This is a genomic window from Streptomyces fuscichromogenes, assembly GCF_014645815.1.
GTDB lineage: Bacteria > Actinomycetota > Actinomycetes > Streptomycetales > Streptomycetaceae > Streptomyces > Streptomyces fuscichromogenes.
The window spans coordinates 36,027-62,035 of sequence record NZ_BMML01000005.1 but is presented as its reverse complement, the minus strand read 5'-3'; the positions used below and the strand labels follow the sequence as shown (position 1 = coordinate 62,035).

At 70.2% G+C, this 26,009-nt stretch carries 19 protein-coding genes and 5 tRNA genes; 9 read left to right on the top strand and 15 right to left on the bottom strand.

The genetic code is table 11. The features are described from left to right. Positions 1-31 precede the first annotated feature (31 nt). The gene (purM, locus tag IEZ11_RS12105) at positions 32-1,108 is read left to right on the top strand and encodes a phosphoribosylformylglycinamidine cyclo-ligase (protein WP_189262708.1); all 1,077 of its coding nucleotides are present in this window, start codon (positions 32-34) and stop codon (positions 1,106-1,108) included. Positions 1,109-1,242: 134 nt separating this feature from the next. Here the strand turns inward: purM and IEZ11_RS12100 are convergent, their stop codons facing one another. Together IEZ11_RS12100 and IEZ11_RS12095 are read right to left on the bottom strand one after the other, a co-directional pair. Continuing rightward, positions 1,243-1,509: a DUF3073 domain-containing protein gene (locus IEZ11_RS12100; protein ID WP_189262707.1), complete on the bottom strand. Its 267-nt coding sequence runs from the start codon at positions 1,507-1,509 to the stop codon at positions 1,243-1,245. 300 nt (positions 1,510-1,809) lie between these two features. Further along, a complete protein-coding gene (locus tag IEZ11_RS12095) occupies positions 1,810-2,901 on the bottom strand; it encodes a Leu/Phe/Val dehydrogenase (protein WP_189262706.1) in 1,092 nt (363 codons plus the stop codon). 255 nt (positions 2,902-3,156) lie between these two features. On the opposite strand from IEZ11_RS12095, the gene IEZ11_RS12090 reads away from it, so the two are divergent. Further along, positions 3,157-3,999 carry a DUF8083 family protein gene (locus IEZ11_RS12090; RefSeq protein ID WP_189262705.1) on the top strand — a complete coding sequence of 281 codons (843 nt, stop codon included), beginning with the start codon at positions 3,157-3,159 and terminating at the stop codon, positions 3,997-3,999. Positions 4,000-4,606: 607 nt separating this feature from the next. Then, on the top strand, positions 4,607-4,813 hold the full coding sequence (bldC, locus tag IEZ11_RS12085; protein ID WP_003949541.1) for a developmental transcriptional regulator BldC: 207 nt from the start codon (positions 4,607-4,609) through the stop codon (positions 4,811-4,813). Between the two features lie 505 nt (positions 4,814-5,318). On the opposite strand, the gene IEZ11_RS12080 is transcribed toward bldC, so the two are convergent. The 9 genes from IEZ11_RS12080 to IEZ11_RS12040 form a co-directional block, all read right to left on the bottom strand. Continuing rightward, positions 5,319-5,510, bottom strand: a complete 192-nt coding sequence (locus IEZ11_RS12080) for a DUF6274 family protein (RefSeq protein WP_189262704.1) — start codon at positions 5,508-5,510, stop codon at positions 5,319-5,321. Positions 5,511-5,696: 186 nt separating this feature from the next. Beyond that, a tRNA-Asp gene (locus IEZ11_RS12075) sits at positions 5,697-5,771 on the bottom strand. A gap of 94 nt (positions 5,772-5,865) precedes the next feature. Further along, positions 5,866-9,810 carry an ATP-dependent RNA helicase HrpA gene (gene hrpA / locus IEZ11_RS12070; RefSeq protein ID WP_189262703.1) on the bottom strand — a complete coding sequence of 1,315 codons (3,945 nt, stop codon included), beginning with the start codon at positions 9,808-9,810 and terminating at the stop codon, positions 5,866-5,868. A gap of 74 nt (positions 9,811-9,884) precedes the next feature. Further along, a complete protein-coding gene (locus IEZ11_RS52410; RefSeq protein ID WP_373294898.1) occupies positions 9,885-10,307 on the bottom strand; it encodes a hypothetical protein in 423 nt (140 codons plus the stop codon). Between the two features lie 123 nt (positions 10,308-10,430). Further along, a tRNA-Phe gene (locus IEZ11_RS12060) sits at positions 10,431-10,504 on the bottom strand. A gap of 24 nt (positions 10,505-10,528) precedes the next feature. Then, positions 10,529-10,603: transfer RNA gene (locus tag IEZ11_RS12055), tRNA-Asp, on the bottom strand. A 37-nt stretch (positions 10,604-10,640) separates the two neighbouring features. Then, a tRNA-Glu gene (locus IEZ11_RS12050) sits at positions 10,641-10,713 on the bottom strand. 81 nt (positions 10,714-10,794) lie between these two features. After that, positions 10,795-12,309 (bottom strand): metallophosphoesterase family protein, encoded by a 1,515-nt coding sequence (locus IEZ11_RS12045; protein ID WP_189262702.1) that lies wholly within the window; start codon positions 12,307-12,309, stop codon positions 10,795-10,797. Positions 12,310-12,419: 110 nt separating this feature from the next. Continuing rightward, positions 12,420-12,770 (bottom strand): metallopeptidase family protein, encoded by a 351-nt coding sequence (locus IEZ11_RS12040; RefSeq protein WP_189262701.1) that lies wholly within the window; start codon positions 12,768-12,770, stop codon positions 12,420-12,422. Positions 12,771-12,956: 186 nt separating this feature from the next. Between IEZ11_RS12040 and IEZ11_RS12035 the strand changes: the two genes are divergently transcribed. Further along, entirely contained in the window at positions 12,957-13,886 is a 930-nt protein-coding gene (locus tag IEZ11_RS12035; protein ID WP_189262700.1) for a TolB family protein, read from the top strand. Here the strand turns inward: IEZ11_RS12035 and IEZ11_RS12030 are convergent. Continuing rightward, positions 13,874-14,461 (bottom strand): hypothetical protein, encoded by a 588-nt coding sequence (locus tag IEZ11_RS12030; protein ID WP_189262699.1) that lies wholly within the window; start codon positions 14,459-14,461, stop codon positions 13,874-13,876. The genes IEZ11_RS12035 and IEZ11_RS12030 overlap by 13 nt on opposite strands. Before the next feature lie 151 nt (positions 14,462-14,612). Between IEZ11_RS12030 and IEZ11_RS12025 the strand changes: the two genes are divergently transcribed. The 5 genes from IEZ11_RS12025 to IEZ11_RS12005 all read left to right on the top strand — a co-directional run bounded on the left by IEZ11_RS12025 (position 14,613) and on the right by IEZ11_RS12005 (position 21,637). Further along, entirely contained in the window at positions 14,613-15,170 is a 558-nt protein-coding gene (locus tag IEZ11_RS12025) for a hypothetical protein (protein ID WP_308426466.1), read from the top strand. Positions 15,171-15,778: 608 nt separating this feature from the next. Next, the gene (locus IEZ11_RS12020) at positions 15,779-17,965 is read left to right on the top strand and encodes a DEAD/DEAH box helicase (protein WP_189262698.1); all 2,187 of its coding nucleotides are present in this window, start codon (positions 15,779-15,781) and stop codon (positions 17,963-17,965) included. 342 nt (positions 17,966-18,307) lie between these two features. Next, positions 18,308-19,825, top strand: coding sequence for an amino acid permease (locus tag IEZ11_RS12015; RefSeq protein ID WP_189262697.1), 1,518 nt, complete (start codon positions 18,308-18,310; stop codon positions 19,823-19,825). A 109-nt stretch (positions 19,826-19,934) separates the two neighbouring features. Continuing rightward, positions 19,935-20,007: transfer RNA gene (locus tag IEZ11_RS12010), tRNA-Lys, on the top strand. Positions 20,008-20,665: 658 nt separating this feature from the next. Further along, positions 20,666-21,637 carry a substrate-binding domain-containing protein gene (locus tag IEZ11_RS12005; RefSeq protein WP_189262696.1) on the top strand — a complete coding sequence of 324 codons (972 nt, stop codon included), beginning with the start codon at positions 20,666-20,668 and terminating at the stop codon, positions 21,635-21,637. A 59-nt stretch (positions 21,638-21,696) separates the two neighbouring features. Here IEZ11_RS12005 and IEZ11_RS12000 read toward each other — a convergent pair whose 3' ends face one another. From IEZ11_RS12000 to IEZ11_RS11990, 3 genes are all read right to left on the bottom strand, one after another. Next, on the bottom strand, positions 21,697-24,153 hold the full coding sequence (locus IEZ11_RS12000) for an alpha-L-rhamnosidase (protein WP_189262695.1): 2,457 nt from the start codon (positions 24,151-24,153) through the stop codon (positions 21,697-21,699). A 248-nt stretch (positions 24,154-24,401) separates the two neighbouring features. Next, positions 24,402-25,151 carry a response regulator transcription factor gene (locus IEZ11_RS11995; RefSeq protein WP_189262694.1) on the bottom strand — a complete coding sequence of 250 codons (750 nt, stop codon included), beginning with the start codon at positions 25,149-25,151 and terminating at the stop codon, positions 24,402-24,404. Then, positions 25,091-25,879: a LuxR C-terminal-related transcriptional regulator gene (locus tag IEZ11_RS11990; RefSeq protein WP_189262693.1), complete on the bottom strand. Its 789-nt coding sequence runs from the start codon at positions 25,877-25,879 to the stop codon at positions 25,091-25,093. Before IEZ11_RS11990 ends, IEZ11_RS11995 begins: the two co-directional genes overlap by 61 nt. Between the last annotated feature and the right edge of the window lie 130 nt (positions 25,880-26,009).

Genomic DNA, 26,009 nt, shown 5'->3' with positions numbered 1-26,009 from the left:
TCGTAGAAACCAACCCGAAAGATCCCAGGCAATGTCTGAGAACTCTGTTCCCGGTGCTTCCTACGCGGCTGCCGGAGTCGACATCGAGGCCGGCGACCGCGCCGTGGAGCTGATGAAGGAGTGGGTGAAGAAGACGCAGCGCCCCGAGGTCCTCGGCGGCCTTGGCGGCTTCGCCGGCCTCTTCGACGCCTCCGCCCTCAAGAACTACGAGCGCCCGCTGCTCGCGTCCGCCACGGACGGCGTGGGTACCAAGGTGGACATCGCCCGGCAGCTGGGCGTGTACGACACCATCGGCCACGACCTGGTCGCCATGGTCATGGACGACATCGTGGTGTGCGGCGCGGAGCCGCTGTTCATGACCGACTACATCTGCGTCGGCAAGGTCCACCCCGAGCGGGTCGCGGCCATCGTCAAGGGCATCGCCGAGGGCTGTGTACTGGCCGGCTGCGCCCTGGTGGGCGGCGAGACGGCCGAACACCCGGGCCTGCTGGGCGCGGACGACTTCGACGTGGCCGGCGCCGGTACGGGCGTGGTGGAGGCCGACCGGCTGCTCGGCGCGGATCGTATCCGTACGGGTGACGCGGTGATCGCCATGGCGTCCTCCGGGCTTCACTCGAACGGGTACTCCCTGGTCCGGCACGTCCTGCTGAACCAGGCGGGCCTCGCGCTCGACGCCCGCGTCGAGGATTTCGGCCGCACCCTCGGCGAGGAGCTCCTGGAGCCGACCAAGATCTACTCGCTGGACTGCCTGGCCCTGACGCGCACGGCGGAGGTCCACGCCTTCAGCCATGTCACCGGCGGCGGACTGGCCGCGAACCTGGCCCGGGTCATCCCGGACCACCTGCACGCGATCGTCGACCGCGGCACCTGGACCCCGGGCCCGATCTTCGGCCTGGTCGGCCGCCTCGGCGGCGTCGAGCGGCTCGAACTGGAGAAGACGCTCAACATGGGCGTCGGCATGATCGCGATCGTCCCGCAGGAATCGGTGGATGTGGCACTCACCACACTGGCCGACCGCGGGGTCGAGGCCTGGGTCGCAGGCGAGATCACCGACCGCGGCGAGCACACCATCGGCGCCGAATTGGTAGGGGATCACCCGTCCAACTAGCCCCTTGGGGGTCCCCCCTCTGGGGGAGTTTGAGGAGCGGGGTCCGGGGCGGAGCCCCGAGAGCCCAGCACAAAACCCGGTCCGGCGATGAAATCCCGGACCGGGCAAGTGAAGCGGCTCAGCAGCCGCTGGCGTCAAGCACCGCGACGATGCTGGGAGTGCGGACCGGACTGGTCGTCCTCGTCCTCGTCCTCATCGTCGTCGTTATAGAGATCCGCGTACTGGGCGTACGGGTCGTCTTCGTCCTCGTCGTCGTCCTCGAACGGCTCGCCGTTCGGCGGCTGGCTCGAAGTCGATGCGCCCAGCTCGCTGGCCAGACGTGACAGGTCAGTCCCACCGCTGTTGTACTTCAGCTGGCGGGCGACCTTCGTCTGCTTGGCCTTGGCCCGGCCGCGCCCCATGGCTCGACCCCCTCGGTGACGGGGCTCGACGGCCCCAGAGTCTGACACGCGTTCATGATCCGGAACGGACTCTCCTCGGAGAGACCGGTCCGTAGGGCTTCCACGGTACCTGAGCCCGCGCCCATACGGTACGTCGCCCGCACCACGCGCCTGACCCGGTGACCCGCGAGGCGCCCCGTCCCCGCTGGTCAACCACGATTTTAACCACTTCCTGGCGGGCGACCCGCCGACGAACGTGAGAGTTCTCTCCAACTGCCCGCCGGCAGGTACCGAAAAACCGCCCGGAAACCCTGCCGTCGGTCAGCGGCCACCCGCTGTTGCGGCATCGTGCATCCGCTGTTCGGCGATCCGGTCGGCCGCCGCGGCCGGCGGAATCCCGTCTTCCTTCGCACGTGCGAATATGGCCAGCGTGGTGTCGAAGATCTTCGCGGCCTTGGCCCTGCACCGGTCGAAGTCGAACCCGTGCAGCTCGTCGGCGACCTGGATGACCCCGCCGGCGTTCACCACGTAGTCCGGTGCGTAGAGGATGCCGCGGTCGGCGAGGTCCTTCTCGACGCCCGGGTGGGCGAGCTGGTTGTTGGCCGCGCCGCACACCACCTGCGCGGTCAGCACCGGGACGGACGCGTCGCTCAGGGCACCGCCGAGCGCGCAGGGGGCGTAGATGTCGAGGCCCTCGACCTGGACCAGCGCGTCGGTGTCGGCGGCCACTCCCACGGAAGGGTGCCGGTCGGCGATGTGCCACACGGCTTCCTGCCGCACGTCGGTGATGACGACCTCGGCGCCCTCCTCCAGCAGGTGCTCCACGAGGTGGCGGCCGACCTTGCCGACGCCCGCGATGCCGACGGTGCGGCCGCGCAGCGAGGGGTCGCCCCACAGGTGCTGGGCGCTGGCCCGCATGCCCTGGTAGACGCCGTAGGCGGTGAGCACGGAGGAGTCGCCGGCGCCGCCGTTCTCGGGGGAGCGCCCGGTGGTCCAGCGGCACTCGCGGGCCACCACGTCCATGTCGGCGACATACGTGCCGACGTCGCAGGCGGTGACGTACCGGCCGCCGAGCGAGGCCACGAACCGCCCGTAGGCGAGCAGCAGCTCCTCGGTCTTGTCGCGGTCCGGGTCCCCGATGATCACGGCCTTGCCGCCGCCGTGGTCGAGCCCGGCCATGGCGTTCTTGTACGACATCCCGCGCGCGAGGTTGAGGGCGTCGGCGACGGCCTCCTCCTCGCTCGCGTACGGGTAGAAGCGGGTGCCGCCGAGGGCGGGGCCCAGCGCGGTGGAGTGGATGGCGATGACGGCCCTGAGGCCGCTCTCGCGGTCCTGGCAGAGCACGACCTGCTCGTGACCGCCCTGGTCCGAGTGGAACAGGGTGTGCAGGACGCCGGTGGAAACGTCGGTCACTGTGGTGACTCCCGGTTGTGTCGCGTGTGTCGCGGCGGGTGGAAGCTGGGGCTCCCGTAAGGGTGGCGGGGGCCGTGGCATGAGCGTAGAGCCATTGCCCGCGCACCATCCGCGCAGTGTTCAGGATCACTCTCCCGTGCCGTGTGCGCACGTATGAGCGTGGGACGATTTGCTGTGGTTTCCGCGGTCGCCCCGGGTCGGCTCCGTGGTGGGGTCCGCTGGTTTCGAGCCCGGTCCGATGGGGAGGGAGCAGGCGTGCCCAAGGTGTCCTCGGTGGTCGTCCCCTATGCCACGTACCTGCGCGTCTACGAGCCGCTGGCGGCCTTCCCGGCCCGCGAGCGCGAGCACTGGACGCGCTACGCCCGCCGCCCGGACCGTCCCTCCTATCAGGACGAACTGCGCCGCTCCCTGGCCGACTTGCTGCCCACCCCGCCGGTCGTGGTGCCGGTGCAGGAGAGCGGTGACGCCTTCGTCCTGGAGGTGGACGACGTCGTCTGCGTCTGCCCGTGGCGGACCCGGCTGCGCGGCTGGCAGGCGCTCCAGGAGCTCCCCGACGACCTGCCGAAGCCGGTCCTGGACGCGATGCTCCCGCCGGTCGTGCGCCGGCAGGCCACGGCGGACTACGAGCGCTGGCTGGTCCGCAACCCCGACTCGCGGCCCTGGATCCGCACCGCGACCTGGCAGGTGCCGCTGAACTGGTTCGTGCTCGTCTCCGACGAGGAGCGCCGGTACGAGAAGGGCACCGCGGAGATCCCGCCGATGCTGCGCTACCGCACGCCGATGGTGCAGGCCCGGCGCCGGGTGGCGCGGGCGCTGCGCACCCTCAAGGACACCGTGGAGGAAGGGCCGCTGATCGACGGCCTGGTGGACGTCGGCCGCTGGCTGGAGGAGTTCCACCCGCGCTCGCTGGTCGAGCTGGACTACGGCGGTCTCGTCCACACGCTGCCGGCCGGCGACCTGGAGGGCGACCACTCGGCGGCCGACGTGGCGGCCGGCATCGAGGCGCTGCGCCAGGGCGACGGGGCCGCGGCCGGGGAGGCGTACGGCCGGCTGGTGGAGCGGTGGCGGGCGGTACGGGACCGCCGTTCGGCGAACTGAGTGCCGATGCCCGTTCCTGCGTACTAGGTGACGGGGTGTCTGATGGGGTTTACCGCCGGATGACACCTGCGTGACGTGTGTGTGGTGAGTGATGTACGTCACGGCCCAGAAGGCATGAAACAACGTACGTTGACGGCACTTCAGTGAACGCACAGGACGTTGGATCCTGATCCGGGCTTTTGCGCCAAGGGTGACGGATAGCACTTACACGGCTCTTGCGCCTCTTGCCACTCCTCGTGCCAAAATAGGACAAGGAGTCCGGGGAGGGCTCCATCCGTCCAAGTGTGGTGCACTGTGGGCGGATTCTCAGCATTACGTGCTTTGGGGGGTCTGGTGACTCCTGATCGTCCTGTGACTGATCGTCACAGAGGCGTGACTGTCCGCTATGGCATGGTCCATCGGCTTCCGCGGCTGATGACTACCTGGGAGGGCAATTCCATCGGTTTGGCCGACGCGGCTGGACAGATGGTGTAGTTGTAGTGCCGAGGACAAGCCGTTCGTCCTATAACCGACTCGACTCGCGTCCGCCATTTCGGGCAACGCGGGTCAAGGTGCAGAATTTAGAGGAAAGAACCGAGATGGTTCGGTTCTCCCGAGGAGGCCGCTCATGACCGCTCGCACCCCTGATGCCGAGCCGCTGCTGACCCCGGCTGAGGTCGCCACGATGTTCCGCGTCGACCCCAAGACGGTCACGCGGTGGGCGAAGGCCGGCAAGCTCACGTCGATCCGCACGCTCGGCGGACACCGCCGCTACCGCGAGGCTGAGGTGCGCGCCCTGCTGGCGGGCATCCCGCAGCAGCGCAGCGAGGCCTGACCAACTGAATAGCGGGCAAACCGACCGGTCCCCCAACTGGCCGAGACGCCCGAAACCCTAGCTACAAGCGACGCGGGACCTGCCCCAACGGGACCCACGCCCAGGCCGACAAGAACTTCTCAGGCAAGCGACACAGGGTGCGTCGTAGATCGCGCTGGACTCCGCCGGGTCCAGCGCGATCTTTTTTGTGCGCCCATGGGGTCTTGGCCCACCCTAGCCAGCGGTTCTGTGAGCGGCCTTGTCGGAGTCTGGGGGGCGCTGTCGGATCGCTGTGGACGGGCCCGGAGGGGGGTCCCGGGACGGGCGTGGGGCGGGTCCACAGGGTGGTGCAATTGCACATATTAAATTGACCAGTTGTAGGAAGGGGGTAAGTACCGTCGTTTCGGAAACTCATGCGGTGACACCCGTCACATACCGCATGGGTTGTTTGTACTCCGCAGGGTGCGATAGAGGGGCGGCGCGGCGCAGCGGACCCGCCACCGCCCCTTGCGGGAAAGGCCGTTGGTCACACGCCGACGGGATCCTCGTCCTCCGTGGCGCCCTCGGGGCCCTCCGCGGCGTGCGGGGCGGAGTCCATGGCCAGCCGCAGCAGCCGATGGCAGACCGGGCAGTGACGGGTCAGATGCCGGTACGACGAGGCGGCCGCCAGGTGGGCCCTCAGCAACGCCCGTGTCTCGTGCCGCACCGAAGCCGCCATACGCCACCTCCAGAAGGGGGCCGGGAGAACCGGGCCCTCCCTCCTGGGTAACCGCCGAATGTGACCCCGTCAAGGGCGCCCGGCCCCCGCCCGCCCTCGCGACGGCGGTCCTCGGCCGTGCCGTCCGCGGGCTCCGGACATGCGAAAGGCCCGCTTCCCTTACGGGATGCGGGCCTCGGCATCGGGCGGTCCTGACGGGATTTGAACCCGCGGCCTCCACCTTGACAGGGTGGCGAGCACTCCAAACTGCTCCACAGGACCAGGTTTCGCGGCACTTTGTCTTGCGTTGTGCTGCGAGAAGGACTGTACAGGAGGGGGTAGGTCCTGGTCGAACTCACTCCGCGTGCCCGGTCGGTTACGGGGCCGCCGTGTCGATCGCCTTCACGATCCGCTTGTCGGAGACCGGGTACGCGGTCCCCAGCGCGTGCGCGAAGTAGCTGACCCGCAGCTCCTCCAGCATCCAGCGGATGTCCAGGACCTGCTGCGGCACCGGCCGGCCCTTGGGGAGCTGCTCCAGGAGCCAGGCGTACTCGTCCTGCATCTCGTGGACCTTCTCCATCCGGGTGGTGTCCCGCTGGACGTTGGCCGGCATCTGCTGCAGGCGCCGGTCGGCGGCGACCAGATAGCGCATGAGGTCGGGCAGCCGGCGTATCCCGGCCCACGTCACGAAGCCCGGCTTCATCAGCGCGTCCAGCTGCTTGCGGACGTCGGTCAGGTTCGCCAGCAGCGCGGGGCTCCGTACGCCCTTCAGACGGCGTTCACAGGCCTGCCAGGCGGCCAGCACCTGCTGCACCTGGCCGACCGTGCGGACCGTCGTGTCGACGATCTCGGCGCGCACCTTGTCGTACAGCTTCCGGTACGACTCCTCGTCCCACACCGGCCCCCCGAAGTCGGCGATCAGCTTGTCCGCCGCCGCCATCGCGCAGTCGTCGAACAGGGCCTGGATCGTGCCGTGCGGGTTCGCCGACAGCGCGAGCTTCTGGGCGTTCGTCAGCTTCTCCGACGCGAACTTCGCCGGGTTCACCGGGATGTTGCGGAGGACGAGCCGGCGCAGGCCCTTCCACATCGCCTCGGCCTGCTCCTCCTCGGTGTCGAAGAGGCGCACCGAGACCGTGTCGCCGTCGTCGACCAGCGCGGGGTAGGCCTTCACCGGCTGGCCCGCCCGGCGCGTCTCGAAGACCCGCGTGAGCGTGCCGATCGTCCAGTCCGTGAGGCCCTTGCGTTCCAGGGACTCGCCGCCCTGGCGCTCCGCGGTGGCCGCGGCGGCCTGGGAGATGGCCTGGCGGGCCTTCGGCTTCAGCCGGAGCTTCAGCGCCTCCAGGTCCTTGTCCTCGGCGAGTTTCCGGCGCCGTTCGTCGATGATCCGGAAGGTGATCTTCAGGTGGTCGGGGACCCGCGCCCAGTCGAAGTCCTCGGCCTCGAAGGGCACGCCGACCATGCGCTTGAGCTCACGCGCCATGGTCACCGGGAGGGGTTCCTGAAGGGGGACCGCCGTGTCCAGGAAGCGCTTCGCGAAGTTCGGCGCCGGCACGTAGTTGCGGCGGATCGGCTTCGGGAGGGTACGGATCAGCTCCGTGACCACCTCTTCCCGGAGGCCCGGGATCTGCCAGTCGAAGCCCTCGTCCGTGACCTGGTTGAGGACCTGGAGCGGGATGTGGACGGTCACGCCGTCGGCGTCCGCGCCCGGCTCGAACTGGTAGGTCACCCGGAACTTCAGCTGGCCCTGCCGCCAGGAGTCCGGGTAGTCGGCCTTGGTGACCGCCTCCGCCGACTCCCGGATCAGCATCTCCCGCTCGAAGTCGAGGAACTCCGGCTGCTCCTGCCGCTTGTGCTTCCACCAGGAGTCGAAGTGGGCGCCGGAGACGACGTGTTCGGGCACCCGCTGGTCGTAGAAGTCGAAGAGCGTGTCGTCGTCGACGACGATGTCCCGGCGCCGGGCCCGGTGCTCCAGCTCCTCGACCTCGCTCAGGAGGCGGCGGTTGTCGGCGAAGAACTTGTGGTGGGTGCGCCAGTCGCCCTCCACCAGCGCGTTGCGAATGAAAAGCTCGCGGCTGACCTCGGGGTCGATGCGGCCGTAGTTCACCTTGCGCTGGGCGACGATCGGTACGCCGTACAGCGTGACCTTCTCGAACGCCAGCACGGCCGCCTGGTCCTTCTCCCAGTGCGGCTCGCTGTACGTCCGCTTGAGGAGGTGCTCGGCGAGCGGCTCGACCCACTCCGGCTCGATCTTCGCGTTGACCCGGGCCCAGAGGCGGCTGGTCTCCACCAGCTCCGCCGACATCACGAACCGGGGGGTCTTCTTGAACAGCGCGGACCCCGGGAAGAGCGCGAACTTGGCGCTCCGCGCGCCCAGGTACTCGTTCTTCGCGCCATCCTTCACGTCCTTCATGCCGATGTGCGAAAGCAGCCCGGCGAGCAGCGACACATGCACGCGGTCGCCGGGGGCGTCCTCCTCGTTGAGGTGGATGCCCATCTGCTTGGCGACCGTGCGCAGCTGCATGTAGATGTCCTGCCACTCACGGATGCGCAGGAAGTTCAGGAACTCCTGCTTGCACATCCGCCGGAAGGAGCTGGAGCCGCGTTCCTTCTGCTGCTCCCTGACGTATCTCCACAGGTTGAGGAAGGCGAGGAAGTCGCTGGTCTCGTCACGGAAGCGGGCGTGCTGCTGGTCGGCCTGGGTCTGCTTGTCGGCCGGCCGTTCGCGCGGGTCCTGGATGGAGAGCGCGGCGGCGATGACCATGACCTCGCGGACACAGCCGTTCTTGTCGGCCTCCAGGACCATGCGGGCGAGCCGCGGGTCGACGGGCAGCTGGGCGAGCTTGCGGCCGGTGTCGGTGAGCCGCTTGCGGGCTTCCTTCTCGGCCGGGTCGATCGCGCCCAGCTCCTGGAGCAGCTGCACGCCGTCGCGGATGTTGCGGTGGTCCGGCGGGTCGATGAAGGGGAACTTCTCGATGTCGCCGAGGCCGGCCGCGGTCATCTGGAGGATGACACTCGCCAGGTTGGTACGGAGGATCTCCGCGTCCGTGAACTCCGGCCGGGAGACGAAGTCGTCCTCGCTGTACAGCCGGATGCAGATGCCGTCGGAGGTACGGCCGCAGCGGCCCTTGCGCTGGTTGGCGCTGGCCTGGCTGATCGCCTCGATGGGCAGCCGCTGCACCTTGGTGCGGTGGCTGTAGCGGGAGATGCGCGCGAAGCCGGGGTCGATGACGTACTTGATGCCCGGGACGGTCAGCGAGGTCTCGGCCACGTTGGTGGCCAGCACGATCCTGCGGCCGGTGTGCGGCTGGAAGACCCGGTGCTGCTCGGCGTGCGAGAGCCGGGCGTAGAGCGGCAGCACTTCCGTGAACCGGTAGTTCCGCTTCTCCAGCGCGTCCGCGGTGTCCCGGATCTCGCGCTCTCCCGAGAGGAAGACGAGGATGTCGCCCCTGCCCTCGCCCTGGAGCTCCTCCACGGCGTCGCAGATGGCGGTGATCTGGTCCCGGTCGGCGTCCTCCGCGTCCTCTTCGAGGAGCGGCCGGTAGCGCACCTCGACCGGGTACGTCCGGCCGCTGACCTCGATGATCGGGGCGTCGCCGAAGTGCCGGGAGAACCGCTCGGGGTCGATGGTGGCCGAGGTGATGACGACCTTGAGATCGGGGCGCCGGGGCAGCAGCTGGGCCAGATACCCGAGCAGGAAGTCGATGTTGAGGGACCGCTCGTGGGCCTCGTCGATGATGATCGTGTCGTAGGCGCGCAGTTCGCGGTCGGTCTGGATCTCGGCGAGCAGGATGCCGTCCGTCATCAGCTTGATGAAGGTGGCGTCGGGGTTCACCTGGTCGGTGAAGCGGACCTTCCAGCCGACGGCCTCCCCGAGCGGGGTGCGCAGCTCCTCCGCCACCCGTTCGGCCACGGTACGGGCGGCGATCCGGCGGGGCTGGGTGTGCCCGATCATGCCGCGCACGCCCCGGCCGAGCTCCAGACAGATCTTGGGGATCTGGGTGGTCTTCCCGGAGCCGGTCTCACCGGCCACGATCACGACCTGGTGATCGCGTATCGCCTCCGCGATCTCGGCCTTCTTCTGGCTGACGGGCAGCTGCTCGGGGTACGACACGGCGGGCAGAACGGCGCGCCGGCCGGCCATCCGTTCCTCGGCCCTGGCCACCTCGGCCTCGATCTCGGCGAGGACGGCGGTCCGGGCCTCCGGCTTACGGATCTTGCGCGCGCCTTCCAGCCTGCGCCCGAGCCGGTGCGCGTCGCGCAGTGAGAGCTCGGTCAGGCGAGGGGCGAGGGCGCCCAGGGCGGGGGCGGGGTGCGTAGACATACGCGATCCAGGATCTCACCTCGGGGAAATTCATGGCGAACCCTTTTGCTTCCGGCGGTTCTACCGGGCTCGGGCTACTGACCGCGCTGGGTCGGAGGGGTGGCGGCGGGCGTGGCCGGGGTGGCGGCAGCCGGAGCGGCGGGCGTCTCGCCGGCGGAGGTCTGGGTGACCGGAGCCTGGGTGACCGGAGCCTGGGTGACCGGAGCCTGGGTGACCGGGACCGGGGCGGCCGGGGCCTGGGGGGCCTGTGCGGCTGCCGATGACGCGATCGACTTCGCCGTGTTCGATACGGCCTTGATGCCCAGGTATGCCGTGGTCATGCTGCTCACCGCCGTGAAGGCGGCGGTGAGGACGCCGATGATCACGGACTCGTTGCCGTTGAGCCGCCAGACGCCGAAGACCGCGACCGCGGCGATCGCGAGGTTGCTGACGACGACGGCGAGGAGGCCGTAGCGCGCGCGTTCCTTCTCCAGCTGTATGTCCTGATCCCGGTTCATCTTCCCCACCCTGGTGATGTGTCGACCCGCCAGAACCTAGCGCCGGCGGGTCGCACCGCCAAGGAGATCCAGGGCTGCGACACGAGAACAGCCCCTCCGGAATCCCGGAGGGGCTGTCTGTTGTGGCTGGGGCCGGGGTCGAACCGGCGACCTATCGCTTTTCAGGCGATCGCTCGTACCAACTGAGCTACCCAGCCACGAGGTTTCACGTGAAACCTCAGCGGTCCTGACGGGATTTGAACCCGCGGCCTCCACCTTGACAGGGTGGCGAGCACTCCAAACTGCTCCACAGGACCAAGCTGTGCGTGCAACAGTGTTGCACACGATCTTGCGTGCCCCCAACGGGATTCGAACCCGTGCTACCGCCTTGAAAGGGCGGCGTCCTAGGCCGCTAGACGATGAGGGCTATCGGCCCGCCTGCGCGCTTCCTCAGCGCGTCGGGGACGTGAGAAGCATATGGGATCGCGGGGGGTATCGCCAAAACGGTTTACGACCCTGAGGGCGACGGGGTTCCTTGCCCGCGGCGGAGCCGCTGATCGAACACGTCCGCCGGAAGGTGGCGGCTGACCTCTGCCGTCGTCTCGCCCAGACCGCCCAGCCTGATCTCGTCCCAGGCCTGGAGGCGGTGGCTGTCCCGGTCGAAGTAGAGGATCGAGGCCTCGATCGGGTCCGGGTACCTGCCCTCGACGGCCCGCAGTCCGCTGCCGCCCGTGGAGCCCTCCACGCGGAGCCGGGTGCCGTGCGGGAGCAGTTCCGTCTGTTCGTGGTGGAGGTGGCCCGCCAGGACCAGGGGCACCTCGCCGTCGGTCATCCGGGCGGCCGCCGGCTCGTGGACGATCGCCACGTCCACCGGGGTGCCGGCCGCCCGCTGCTCCCGCAGGGCCGTGGCGAGGCGGTCCCCGGCCAGTTCCTCGGCCGCGTCGCCGCCGGGGACGGCCGAGCGGTCGGGGGTGAACTGGGGGTCGCCGATGCCGGCGAAGCGCAGTCCCGCGACCGTCTCGGCCCGGCCGCCGTCCAGGACGTGCACGTTCTTCATGCGGGAGAGGTAGCGCTGGGTGAGGAGCGAGTCGTGGTTGCCCCGGACCCAGACGTACGGCACGCCCAGGTCGGCGACGGGGTCCAGGAAGCCGTTCTCGGCCGCCGTGCCGTGGTCCATGGTGTCGCCGGAGTCGACGATCACGTTCACCTTGTACTGCTCCACCAGCGAGGCGATGATCTTCCAGCTCGCCGGGTTCAGATGGATGTCGGAGACGTGCAGGACGCGCAGGGTGGCCGGGTCCGGGGAGTAGGCGGGGAGCGTGGACGTGACGTCGTACAGCTTCGTCACGTTCGTCACCAGGCGGGCCAGTTCCTTCTGGTAGACGTCGAATTCGGTGACGATGCTGCGTGCGTTGCCGACCAGGGCGGGGGCGGAGGAGAGCAGACCGGAGAACCTCGGCTCCAGGACCGACTCGGGGTTCCAGGTGGCGTACGCGGTCGCGCCGGACGAGGCGAGCAGGGCGAGGGCGAGGCCGCCGGCGGTCAGGGCGCGGCGCGGGCGGCGGTAGACCGCCAGGCCCAGGGCGGTGGCGCCGGTGACGACGGCCACGCAGGAGCGTACGGCCAGGTCGAGGGTGCCGTGCTCGACGTCGTGGGCGACCTCGTCCTGCAGTCCGGAGAGGCGCTCGGGGTGGTCGACCAGGGCCTGGGAGCGGACCGGGTCGAGCTGGTCGACGTTGACGTCGAGGCGGACGGGGCCGGTGTGGGTGTCCAGGTAGAGGGCGCCGAGCGGCGAGACGTTGATCTTCGTGCCGCCGGTGAGGGACGGGCGCAGGGTCATCGTCGTGTCCATCGGGCCGACCTGGGCGCGGACGTTCCCGACGGTCAGCAGGCCGAGCCAGGCGCCGGCCAGCACGACGGCCGCCAGGCCGAGGACGCGGCTCCAGGCGGGCGGCCGGTGTGCCTCGGGGGCGAGTTCCAGGACGGGCGGGCGGGCTCGGGTTCGGGCGCGGACACGGGCCATTGGTGCCGTATGCCCAGGATCGCCGGCTCATATGCGGCGGTTCGTGACGCCCGAGGTGGCTGGGGAGGGGCGGGGCTGGCCGGGGCTGGCCAGGGCTGGGCCGGGGCGGGTCAGCCCCAGCCCAGTTCGTGGAGCCGGGCGTCTCCGATGCCGAAGTGGTGCGCCACCTCGTGGACGACGGTCACGGCGACCTCGTGGACCACGTCCTGCGGGGTCTCGCAGTAACGCAGGGTCGGTCCCATGTAGATCGTGATGCGGTCGGGGAGGACCCCGGCGTACCACTCCCCGCGCTCGGTGAGCGGCGTCCCCTCGTACAGGCCCAGCAGCTCCGGGTCGTCGGCGGCCGGCTCGTCCTCCACGAACACGGCCACGTTGTCCATGACCCGCGTCAGCTCCGGCGGGATCCGGTCCAGGGCCTCGCTCACCAGCTCTTCGAAACTGTCGCGTGTCATCTCCAGCACAGGGCCATTGTCGGGGACGAACGCGTCGAGCGGGGGTTTCCGGCGCCGACCCCTATTGCACGCCTGTGACAGCGCGCGCACAGCCCCGTCATGCCCCGTGGGAAGACTTCTCTCATCGCGAAGGGGCGGCAGGAGGCTCCCGCGATGACCACTTGGCGCAGTGTCTTTCGTCCTGGGGGGAACCCGATGTCCGCACGTTACCGTCGTCGCACCGCAGCCGCTGTCACCACCGGCGTCGCCGCGCTGCTGGCCGTGGCCGCCGTGTCCGCCACCGCGACGGCCGCTCCCGCCGCCAAGGCGGTGAGCGTGCCCCGAGGACTGACCATCAGCGACGGCACCCGTCACGTTCTCGTCGGCGGCAGGTCGATCGACTTCGGTACCGTCGTCCGCGACCTGGCCTGGAACCCGAGCGGCAGCAAGGCCGCCTTCGTCGACGGCCACGGCAACCTGGTCGTCTCCGACCCCGACGGCAGCCACCGGGTCACGGTCGCGGCCAACCCGGGCAACCAGACCTGGTCCCACCCGACCTGGCAGGTCGCCGCGGCCGACAAGGCGGACGGCATCCCCGCGAAGAACAACATCATCTTCGCCGCCAAGATCAACGGCAGCACCGTGCTGGAGAGCGTCAAGGCCACCAGCAACCACGGCAGGCCGGCCAAGATCAGCCTGAACAGCGACGACCCGGAGGCGGGCGCGCTCCCGAAGACGAACAACACCTGGCCGAACGCCGGCGGGGCCTACGGCACGTCCGTCTACGAGAACACCCACAACGGCGAGGTCTACATCCGGGACGACTACCTGCGGCAGCAGGGCGGTGCGCTGGCCAAGGGCTCCGAGCCGGCGCTCGCCCCCGACGCGGAGGAGGTCGTCTTCGTCCGCTCCGTCGGCGGCCACGACCACCTCTTCGTCGACGACCTGACCGCGGGCACCAACGCCGTCAAGGACATCACCCCGCACGCCACCACCGACTACACCGAGCCCACCTGGTCGCCCAACGGCAAGACCATCGCCTTCCGGACCCCGAGCGGCACCTACACGGTCACCAGGACCGCCCACGGGTTCGGCAAGCCGGTCAAGGCCTCCGCGCACAAGGGGCTGCCCGCCTACCGCGGCTGACCGCCGCCCGGCCGGCCGTCGCCACGGTCGAGTTCCGCCCGTAGCTCCGCCAGGTGCTCGTCCGCCGTGTCGTGCGGCAGGAACTCCACCACGTCGAGGAACCGGAACAGGACCTGGGAACCGGTGACGGCGAACTCGTAGTCGCCGAACCCGACCACGGCGCCCAGCCTTCCCCGCACCGCACCCCGGACGACATGAGCGGTCATGTCGTCCGGGGTTTCCGCGCTCGTACCCCGCCTGGCGTTGGGGCGGGCCAGGTACGGGCAGACCATCGAGGCGTAGAGCATGCACGCGCGGTGCCCGGGAGCCTCCAGGGTCGGCGCGAGGTTGCGGTACGGCCGCCCGGCGGCCAGCGCGTCGCGGATCGCGGAACTCTCCGCGGCGCCGACCACCCGCCACACCGGGCCCTTGGGCATCAGGGTGTTGCAGACGGAACACAGCCTGTTGCGGGCGCACTCCGCGCTGCGCTCGTAGTCGGTGAGTGCGAACTGGGGGGCGTCGCCCTCCCACGGGGTGATGGCGGGTACGGGGTAGCCGCGGCTGTCGCGAGGTCTGGCCTCGACGCTCGCCGGCATGGGAACGGAGTCGAATCGCACACCCCATGGTGAACCACGTGCCCACGCCCCCGCGACGGTCGGGTGCGGCGGTCCGGCGTTTGTCGTACTGACAGTGGGCCTGTGGGGTCCGGGGTGCGTGTCCTCTTGTGGGCGGCGGGAGTTGGGCAGGTTGACTTCTTTCTCCGCCTCGGAGGTGGCCGCCGTGCGCCCCTTGTTCGTACCCGTCCGTCTGGCCGTCACGGTGATGGCGGTCGCGGCCGCCGCCGGCTGTGTGAACGTGGGCGACGACGCGGGGAAGGCCAAGCCGTCGCACTCCACGGGACGCCGGGTCGGGGACGTGTCCGAGGGCGGGGCGGGGGTGTCCGGCGAGGGCGGTGCGGGGTACGGCGGTGAAGTGGCCGACGGGAAGCGCGGGCACGGGGAGAAGGCGAAGCCGGGGGAGTCGGCGTCGGCGTCCGCGAAACCGTCGAAGGGGGCGAGCGCGGGGTCGGCCGTGCCGGTGCAGCCGGGCAGCAGCGTGCCGCCGGGGGCGCCGGCCGGGCCGACGGGGGCCCCGACGACCCCCGCGCCCCCGGCGGCCTCGCCCACCCCGCCCCCGGCGTCACCGACCCCACCGCCCCCGGCGACGGACCCGCCGTCGGCCGAGCCGTCCTCCTCGGCACACGAGGACACCGGCCCGCAACTGGTCCAACGAGAGCCGGCCCCGGAGGCGGGGACACCGGCGTAGGGCGTGCGAGGGGGACCGGCACCGCCGGGACGCGCCGCGGGGGCTCGGCGCCGTTACGGCGGGACGGAGATTCAGGCGGCGGTCGCCTCGCGGGTGGCGGGGCAGGCGGCGCGGCCTTGGGCGGGGGTATCGGCACCGCCGGGACGCGCCGCGCGGGCTGAGCGCCGTTGCGGCGGGGAAATACCCGGCCGCGGTCGCATCCGGGGCGGTGTGGGACGGCGTTCTCCGGGCCGGGTGAGGCGGCGTTCTCCGGGCCCGGCGAGGCGGTGTTCTCCGGGGCGGGGAAGAAGACGGGCGGGCCGGGTGTTGGGGGGTGTGTATGGCAGCGCGTCCGGTCTGTGTGTTCTTTGCTCGGCGGACTGGCGTGAGCGTCGTCGGGGTTGTGGTGAACCTGCTGTGAGCTGCGAGGTTGTGGCTCGGTTTGCCTTCGGGGGTGTTGGGTGCGTATGGTGGTAGATCGTTTGATCCCATTTGCCCGGCGCCACTGCAGAGCGCGCCGTGTGGCGCGTACTCTCCCTTGCCGTGGCGGACCGCATTGAGGCGGTCGTGAGCGAATCACGGAGTTGACGGGCGCGTGCCGAAGAGACTCCGGAAGGTTTCGCATTCGCATGTCCGTGTCCAGTAATGATCAGATCGTCGTGCCCGAGAACACCCAGGACGACGAACTGGTGACCCAGGTCTCCGAGGAGACCGCTGACACCACCGACACCACCCCCCAGACCACCTTCGCCGACCTCGGCCTCCCCGAGGGCGTCGTGCGCAAGCTCGCGCAGAACGGCGTGACGACCCCCTTCCCGATCCAGGCCGCGACCATCCCGGACGCCCTGGTCGGCAAGGACATCCTCGGCCGGGGCCGCACCGGCTCGGGCAAGACCCTCTCCTTCGGTCTGCCCACCCTGGCCACCCTGGCCGGCGGCCACACCGAGAAGAAGCGGCCGCGTGCCGTCATCCTCACCCCCACCCGCGAGCTGGCGATGCAGGTCGCCGACGCGCTCCAGCCCTACGGCGACGTCCTCGGCCTGAAGATGAAGGTCGTCTGCGGCGGTACCTCCATGGGCAACCAGATCTACGCCCTGGAGCGCGGCGTCGACATCCTCGTCGCCACCCCGGGCCGCCTGCGCGACATCATCAACCGCGGCGCCTGCTCCCTGGAGGACGTGCAGATCGCCGTCCTCGACGAGGCCGACCAGATGTCCGACCTGGGCTTCCTCCCCGAGGTCACCGAGCTGCTCGACCAGGTCCCGGCCGGCGGCCAGCGCATGCTGTTCTCCGCCACCATGGAGAACGAGATCTCCACGCTGGTCAAGCGCTACCTGGTCGACCCGGTCTCGCACGAGGTCGACGCCGCCCAGGGTGCGGTCACGACCATGTCCCACCACATCCTCATCGTGAAGCCCAAGGACAAGGCGCCGGTCACCGCCGCGATCGCCTCCCGCAAGGGCCGCACGATCATCTTCGTCCGCACCCAGCTGGGCGCCGACCGCGTCGCCGAGCAGCTGCGCGACTCCGGGGTGAAGGCCGACGCCCTGCACGGCGGCATGACCCAGGGTGCCCGGACCCGGACCCTCGCCGACTTCAAGGACGGTTACGTCAACGTCCTCGTCGCCACCGACGTCGCCGCGCGCGGCATCCACGTCGACGGCATCGACCTGGTGCTGAACGTGGACCCGGCCGGTGACCACAAGGACTACCTGCACCGCGCCGGCCGCACCGCTCGCGCCGGCCGCACCGGCACGGTCGTCTCGCTCTCCCTCCCGCACCAGCGCCGCCAGATCTTCCGGCTGATGGAGGACGCGGGCGTCGACGCCGGCCGTCACATCATCAACTCCGGTACGGCCTTCGAGCCCGAGGTCGCCGACATCACCGGGGCCCGTTCCATGACCGAGGTGCAGGCCGAGTCCGCGGGCAACGCGGCGCAGCAGGCCGAGCGCGAGGTCACCCAGCTCACCAAGGAGCTGGAGCGGGCCCAGCGCCGGGCCGCCGAGCTGCGCGAGGAGGCCGACCGGCTGGTCGCCCGGGCCGCCCGCGAGCGCGGCGAGGACCCGGAGACGGCGGTGGCCGAGGCCGTCGCCGTGGCCGAGGCCGAGGCCGTGGTGGCGGAGCAGCCGGTCGCCGAGGCGCCGGACCGTCAGGAGTCCTCCTCCTACGAGCGTCCGCGTCAGCAGCGTGACGAGCGGGGCAACTACGAGCGCCGTGACCGTCGGGACGAGCGTCCGTCGGGCGGTTTCCGCCGGGACGACCGTCGTGACGGTGGCGACCGTGGCGGCTTCCGCCGCGACGAGCGTCCGTCGGGCGGTTTCCGCCGGGACGACCGTCGTGACGGTGGCGACCGTGGCGGCTTCCGCCGCGACGACCGTCCGTCGGGTGGCTTCCGCCGGGACGAGCGTCGTGACGGTGACCGCGGTGCCCGCTCCTTCGACCGTCGTGACGAGCGTCCGTCCAGCGGCTTCCGCCGGGACGACCGTCGTGACGAGCGCCGTGACGACCGTGGCGGCTTCCGCCGCGACGAGCGCCGTCCGTTCGACCGTGACCGTGACGACCGCGGTGGCCGCTCCTTCGACCGCCGTGACGAGCGTCCGGCGTCCGGTGGCTTCCGTCGTGACGAGCGTCCGTCCGGCCACCGTGGCAGCGACCGTCCGTTCAACCGCGACCGCCGTGACGACCGCCCGGGCTTCCGCAGCGGCGGCCACAGCGGTCACGAGCGCCCGGTCGGCCGTCGTGACGACCACCGCGGCTCGTCCTCCGGCTCCTTCGGCCGCCGTGACGACAAGCCCCGCTGGAAGCGCAACGGCTGACACCGAGTGAGCTGACGAAGGGCCCGTACGGAACGTTCCACACGTTCCTGCGGGCCCTTTCGCATGCCCCGAAAACCCCGGCGGCCCAAGGCCCGCGCAAAGGTCGCCGACGGCTGGGGATCGACGTACGGCGCGGGCCTCGGCGTCGGCGACATCACCGGGGACGGGAAGAACGACCTGGTCGTACGGGACTCCGCGGGACACCTTCACCGCTACGGCGGCAAGGGCAATGGTTCCTTCGGCGGGCGGGTGCCGATCGGGAGCGGACGGCAGGGTTTCAAGGGGCTTTTCTGGCCAAGTTGTGATGCATGTCACGACCCTGGCGAGGGAATCGCTGGGGGCATGACAGATGACGCGACAGGCACGCCGCTCTCCGACGAGGAACGGCTGGCCCAGCTCGGCTACACCCAGGTCCTGGCCCGCCGTATGTCGGCCTTCTCGAACTACGCGGTCTCCTTCACGATCATCTCGGTGCTCTCCGGCTGCCTCACCCTCTACCTCTTCGGCATGATCACCGGCGGTCCGGCCGTGATCACCTGGGGCTGGGTGGCCGTAGGACTGATGACCCTCTTCGTCGGCCTCTCCATGGCCGAGATCTGTTCGGCGTACCCGACCTCCGCCGGCCTCTACTTCTGGGCCCACCGCCTGGCCCCGCCGCGCAGCGCGGCCGCCTGGGCGTGGTTCACGGGCTGGTTCAACGTGCTCGGCCAGGTGGCGGTGACGGCGGGCATCGACTTCGGCGCCGCGTCCTTCCTGGGCGCGTACCTGAACCTCCAGTTCGACTTCGAGGTCACCCCCGGCCGCACGATCCTCCTCTTCGCGGGGATCCTGGTCCTGCACGGCCTCCTCAACACCTTCGGCGTCCGCATCGTCGCCATCCTGAACAGCGTCAGCGTGTGGTGGCACGTGATCGGCGTCCTGGTGATCGTCGGAGCGCTGACCTTCGTCCCCGACCACCACCAGTCGACGTCCTTCGTCTTCACCAAGTTCGTGAACGAGACGGGCTGGAGCAGCGGTCCCTACGTCGTCCTCCTGGGCCTCCTGATGGCCCAGTACACCTTCACGGGCTACGACGCCTCGGCGCACATGACCGAGGAGACCCACGACGCGGCGACGGCGGGACCGAAGGGCATCGTCCGCTCGATCTGGACCTCCTGGATAGCCGGCTTCGTCCTCCTGCTCGGCTTCACGTTCGCGATCCAGTCGTACGACAAGGAGCTGGCGTCCCCGACGGGGGCCCCGCCGGCCCAGATCCTCCTGGACGCGCTCGGTGCCACGACCGGCAAGCTCCTGCTCCTCGTCGTCATCGGCGCCCAGCTCTTCTGCGGAATGGCCTCCGTGACGGCCAACAGCCGCATGATCTACGCCTTCTCCCGCGACGGCGCGCTCCCCTTCTCCCGTGTCTGGCACACGGTCAGCCCCCGCACCCGTACCCCGGTCGCGGCGGTCTGGCTGGCGGCGCTCTCCGCGCTCGCCCTGGGTCTCCCCTACCTGATCAACTACACGGCCTACGCCGCCGTGACGTCCATCGCGGTGATCGGGCTGTACGTGGCCTACGTCATCCCGACACTGCTGCGGGTGCGCAAGGGCGACGCGTTCGAGCGCGGCCCCTGGCACCTGGGCCGCTGGTCGAAGGTGATCGGCGTGACATCGGTGACGTGGGTGGTGGTCATCACCATCCTGTTCATGCTTCCGCAGGTCTCCCCGGTGACCTGGAAGTCCTTCAACTACGCGCCGGTCGCCGTGCTGGCCGTCCTCGGCTTCGCCGCGATCTGGTGGCAGGTCTCGGCCCGTCACTGGTTCCTCAACCCGGCCGGAACGGCCCGCGAGGAGGCCGCTCCCAAACTGGCCGACCTCTGACCGACCGCCCCGCTCCAGCCCCTCTTCCGCCACACGACGCGGCCACGCCCCCGATACCCGATCGGCGAGACGCCTCCGTCCGGCTATGCTCGGGGAGACAACATCGCCTGGGCCGTTAGCTCAATTGGCAGAGCAGTGGACTTTTAATCCATTGGTTGTGGGTTCGAGTCCCACACGGCCTACGGACGCGGGGGAGGGTAAATCCCTTCTGAGCTGCACTGCAGCGCTCGGGTTGGCTTCGGCTGACTCGGGCGCTGCGGCGTTTTCGGGGTTCTGCGTGAGTGATGCGCGAGCGGATGTTCGAGGGCACGCCAAGTCGGCGAGCGAGACGACGAGCAAGGCAGAGGTGCCGGACTCGATGGCCGCAGTGTGCTGGCCCCGTATCGGGCGCGGAGGGCGGACTGGTGCCCATCGCGTGGACGAGATGCCAAACAGCCGCAGCAATTGCTCACTTGGTCCTGTTCCACCTCGGCCAAGTCTCCGGTACCGCCCGCAGCATCTCGGCAAACCGGCTCTCGGTGTCTGGCGCCTCCAGCCTGCAGCGGGACCTCTTGCCGGCACGCGCTGAAAGATCTCCGCTTCTCGTCACTGTGAAGGTAAGGGGGGTGTGGGCAGCTGCTCCTCCGTGTCGGCCGCACCATCCGCCCGGGCTCGCCATAGTTTGGCGACAGGCAGGGAGGCCGCCGTCCACCGATGGGCTGATCGATCACGGATCGGGTCCTCATGGAAGGTGGAGAGGACTCGGTGCGCACGGAGATGAGCTGCGCATACTCTGGCTGGAGTCGAGGAAGAGGGGCTGGACGAGTGGGAGCCGGGGTACGCCGTCCGACGATCCGGGATGTGGCCAAGCTCAGCGGGGTCTCCGTGGCCACGGTCAGCTACGTGCTGAACGGCAAGGAGTCCCAGACGATCAGTGAGGAGACGAAGGGGCGTGTGGCCGCGGCGGTCTCCGAACTCGGATACGTGCGCAATGCCGTGGGTACGGCGCTGCGCCGCGGGCACTCGAACGTCGTCCTGGTGGTCCTCGACCCGACGTTCGTGGGGGATGTCAGCGAGCGCTGGAACGGTGCGGTCGTAGGCGCCCTGTCCGACCTCGGCTACACCGTCGTGACGCACACGCTGCTGCAGGAGGCGGAGGCGGTGAAGGTGGCCGGGGCGCTGCAGCCCTTTGGCGTCGCGTTGTTCGCCTTCGTGACCGTACAGACCCAGGAGGCGATCCGTGCCGCCGGCGCCCGGCACGTCTTCGGGTTCCCCGCCGCCGAGGCCGATCCGGAGGCGGCGGACCGGCCCTGGGAGCGGGCGATCGGCCGCGCCCAGGTCGCGCACCTGGCAGAACGCGGCTACGAACGGGTCCGGTACGCCTTCCCGGAGCCTTCGACCCGGCGAGTGGTGGCCGAGCACCGGCTCCAGGGCGTACGGGAGGAATGCCGGCGGCGGGGGCTGCCGGAACCCGAGGTGTTCACCCTGCCTCTCGACCGACCGCAGGCGGTGGCGGCCCTGTCGGCGCTGGGCCGGATGCCGGGTTCGGCGATCTGTGCGGCCGACGACCGCCATGGACTGGCGGTGCTGGCCGCAGCTGCGGATCTGGGCCGGCGGGTTCCGTCGGAGGTGGCGGTCATCGGCGCCGAGGACACCGTGGAAGGCAGCCTGGCGATCCCCGCGCTCACGACGGCACGCCTGGCCGACTCCGACAGCCTGACGGGACTGCCCGTCTGGCTGGAGGCGGAGCTGAACGGTCGGCGGACTCCGCTCGGCCGCGCGATCTGGGAGAGCGCGGCTTCGGCTGAGGTCGTCGTCCGCCGGTCCACCTGAAACACCTCGGCCGGGCCCCGAACCCGCTCCCGTCGGCGGGCTCGGGGCCCGGTGCCTGCTCAGGACACGCGGAACACGTGGGTCCCGGCATGCACCCGGTAGACGACGTAGCCGTCCTTTCGTTCCCCGCGGGTCGCGCGCCGGTCCGCGGTGATGCTCCATGCACCGTCCGGGACCGGGACACGGACCTCGGCCGGTGTCCTGGCGGGCACCTTCACCGTGAGGGTCAGACCGCCCCTCTCCTGGCGCCAGCCGGCGCTGACCTCGCCGCGCGGGGTGGCCACCTGGGCCGAGGCGTAGCGCAGGCCGTCCGGCACGACCGGCGCGACGAGCACCTTGCCGTAGCCGGGAGCGGCCGCCTGGATACCCGCCAGGTGCTGGTAGAACCAGTCGTCGACGGTGCCCAGGAAGGGGTGGTTCATCGAGAGGTCCTTCTTGGTCATGGACCAGGTCTCCCAGGAGGTGGTGGCGCCCTGCTTCACCCAGTGGCCCCAGCTGGGGTAGCTGGTCTGGGCGGCGATCTTGTAGGCCAGGTCGCCGCGGCCGTTCTCGGTCAGGACGGGGAGCAGCAGTTTGGTGCCGATGGCCCCGGTGTTCAGGTGGTTGTCGCGGTCGGTGATGTCCTGGACGAGGTTGGCGAGGACCGTGTCCCGGTGTTCTTCGGGGGCCAGCCCGTAGGCCAGGGCCACCAGGTTGGAGGTCTGGCGGTAGCCGGCGTCCACTGCTGTGCGGTAGACGCCGGTGGCGTCGTCGAAGAACGTGTCGTTGAACTTCTCGGCGAGGGCGTCGGCCATGGTGTCGAACCGGGCGGCGTCGTCGGGGTGGCCGAGTTCCTTCGCGATCCGGGCCAGGAGACGGGCCTCGTGGAAGAGGTCGGCGTTGGCGGTGAGAAGGGAGCCCTCCGGCGGTCTGAGGGCCACGGTGGTGCCCGTCTCGGCGCCGGGCGGTGACCAGTCGCCGAAGGAGAAGCCGGTGTACAGACCGTCCGTTCCCGCGATGGTGGTGCGCATCAGGTCGAGCCAGCGCGCCATGGCCGGGTAGTTGTCGGACAGCACGCCGGCATCGCCGTAGTGCTGATAGTGGGTCCAGGCGGAGGAGATCAGCGTGCCCGACCAGGACGGGTCGTTGAACAGAGGGAGGCCGCCGGGGTCCGGGGCGATGATCGGCAGGCTGCCGTCGGCCCGCTGGGATTCCCGGAACGTCCGCAGCCACTGGCGGTACAGGCCCTCGACGTCGAAGTTGAGGGCCGCCGAGTCCAGGTAGAGGTAGGCGTCGGCGGTCCAGCCCTGCCGGTCCCGCCAGGGGGTGTCGGTGGGAATGCCCCACATGTTGTCCAGGAGCGACGCACGCTGATTGGCGTTGATCCTGTTCAGCAGCGGGTTGGCGCTGTCGAAGCGGCCTGTCGACGCCACCGCGGTGTGTGCGACGCGGGCCTCGATGCCGAACGAGGTCAGCGGTGTCGAGGTGGAGACCTCGACGTAGCGGAAACCGTGCCGGGTGAAGCTGGGTTCCCACGTCTGCGTTCCCTTGCCGTCCAGGGTGTAGGAATCCAGGTGGGTGACCGCGGCGGGACCGAGCAGGCCCGACTGGAACACGGTGCCGTCGTCGTTGAGCTGCTCGCCGTAGATGAGGGTCACGGTCGTTCCGGGCGTGCCGCTGACCTTGATGCGGGCCCAGCCGGCCGTGGTCCGGCCGAAGTCGTGGACCTGGGTGCCGGTCTTCGGTTCCGTGGAGCCGACGGGGCCGAAGGTGTCGGTGACCTTCACCGGGGGCATGTCGGCGGGCACCACCTGCTGGGTGGGCGCCGGCTGCACCTGCGCGGTTTCCCAGGCGGAGTCGTCGTGGGAGGTGCTCGTCCAGCCGGGTCTGGCCCGGCGGGCGTCGTAGTGCTCACCGAAGTACAGCGCGTCGAGGGTGGGCCCGTCGGTGATCTTCCACTGGTCGTCACTGACGACCCGGTGTCTGGTGCCGTCACCGAAGACGATGTCCAACTGCGCCAGAAGTCGGGGCTCTTGTGTCCACGGTGCCTTTGCCAGGCCGAATATCGTGGCCGGTGTGGTCGACGGGGTGCTGAGGTAGCCGCGGCCCAGGGTGACGGCGATGGCGTTGTCCCCGCTGCGCAGCGCCTTCGTGACGTCGAAGGTACGCGAGTACGCGGTCTTGTCGTATGCCGACGGCGGCGGGTCCAGGACCTGGTCACCCACTCGGTGGCCGTTGATCCACGCCTCGTAGTAGCCCAGTCCTACGATGCTGAACTTCGCCTGTGCGACGCGCTTGCCCAGCCCGAACTTCCGGCGCAGCAGCGGCGCCGGGTTCTGCTTGCCCAGTTCGGGCGCCACCGACGGGGTGTCCCGCCCGATCCACTGCGCCGTCCAGCCGTCCTCGGCGCCGGCGGCCGTGGCCGCCGGGGCGCCGGAAAGCGCGGCGCTGCGCGCCGGGCTCACCATACCGAGCACCACAGCCGCGGCAGCGGAACCCACCACCTGCCGACGCGTGGCCGACCTGTTGAGAGGCATGCCGTTCCCTCCTTGTCCAGTGAACCCGCCCGGCAGGCCCGCGGTGGCACGGAAGGGCTGCCGCAGCGCTCCGCCGGGTTGGAACGTTTCGGCGCACGCTAGTGAGAGGGCACATTTCGCGTCAATAGGCTTACTTAAACGTTTCGAACTGCCTATGCTTCATCGTGCGAACATCCCTTCCAGGCTGCAGGGTCGCGCGGAGTTCCGCCCTTCGACCTCTAGCGGACCCATGTAGTGAATCGATTCATTCATGATGCGGAGGAATGTGTGGCGGTGCGGGGGCCGACCGACAGACGGAAGCCGACGCCTCGTACCGCCTCGATGGTCAGGGCGTCGCCGAACTTGTGCCGTAGGGCGGAGACATGGGTGTCGAGGGTCTTGGTGGGACCGAACCAGTTGGCGTCCCAGACCGAGGACATGATGGTCTCGCGCGTCACCAGCACCTCCGGCTGCTCGGCGAGGAAGGCGAGCAGGGCGAACTCCCGGGGCGGCAAGGCGACTTCGGAGCCGTCCAGGAAGGCGCGGTGGGCCTGGCGGTCGATGACCACCCGGCCGTGTCGGTCTGCTGTCCGTCCGGGCGCGGGCAGGTCGATCACCACGCCGGGCCGGCCGGGATCGAATGGTCCCGGGGTGGGCGGCGGGGCGCTCGCACGGCGGCGTTGGACCGCGCGCATGCGGGCTATCAGCTCCCGTACCAGGAACGGCTTGACCAGATAGTCGTCGGCGCCGAGTTCGAGGCCGACGACCTTGTCGGCCTCGCTGTCCCGTGCGCTGATCATGATGAGCGGGACGTCGCTGTCGGCGCGCAGCTGTCTGCAGACGTCCAGTCCGTCGATGTCCGGCAGTCCCAGATCGAGCAGCACCATGTCCCAGGCGGTTCCGGCGCGCAGGGCGTCTCGTCCGGTGGCGGCCCGGTGCGCGGTGTAGCCGTAGCGCTTCAGGCCGCGTTCCAGCGGTTCGGCGATGGCAGGGTCGTCCTCGACGAGCAGTACCCGCATGTCGGTTCCTCGCGGTTCGTCATTCGGTGGGGGGTGGGGAGGGAGGGGCCGGCAGGGGGCAGGGGAGGCCGTACGAGTCCGGATTCGTAGGCGAAGATCACGGCCTGGACGCGGGTGCGGGCTCCGGTCTTGGTGAGGATGCTGGTGACGTGGGCCTTGACGGTGGTGGTGGCGATGGAGAGCTGTGCGGCGATCTCGGCGTTGGACCGGCCGGCGGCCACGGCTGTCAGGACGTCGCGTTCACGCCTGGTGAGGTCCTCCAACCTGCCTTTGGGGACCGGGACTTCGGGGCGGGGGTCGTGACGGACGGCATGGATGAGAGCGCGGGCCAGACGGGGCGGGACGACGGCGTCCCCGGCGGCCACGGTGAACAGGGCCGCGACCAGCTCTTCGGGAGTGGTGGTGTCGGGGAGGAATCCGTCGGCCCCGGCACGCAGGACGTCGTAGGCGTGTTCGTCGCGGCGCGCGGAGTTCAGGACGAGGACGCGCGGCGACGCGGAGCCGGGGGTACGGGTCTGTCTCAGGCGGCGGACGGTCGTGGTGACGTCGATGGCGGGCAGGCCACTGCCCAGCAGTACGACATCCGGGCGGAGCCGGTCGTGCATACGGGCCGTCTCGGTGCCCGTGGTGGCCTCGCCGGCGATGGTCAGCCCGCGCCGGGAGGCGAGGAGGGTGCGCAGGCCGATGCGGTGCAGGGCGTGGGGGTCGGCGATGAGGACGGTGATCATGCCGGACTGCTCCAATGTGGGGGTGGAATCCACGGGGTGGCGGGAGCGGTGTGCGGGGTGCGCGCGGGCGATCCGGTCGGGCCCCCGGGCGCGGGCGTTGTGCGCCCGCGCCCGGGGCAGCGGTGCAGGG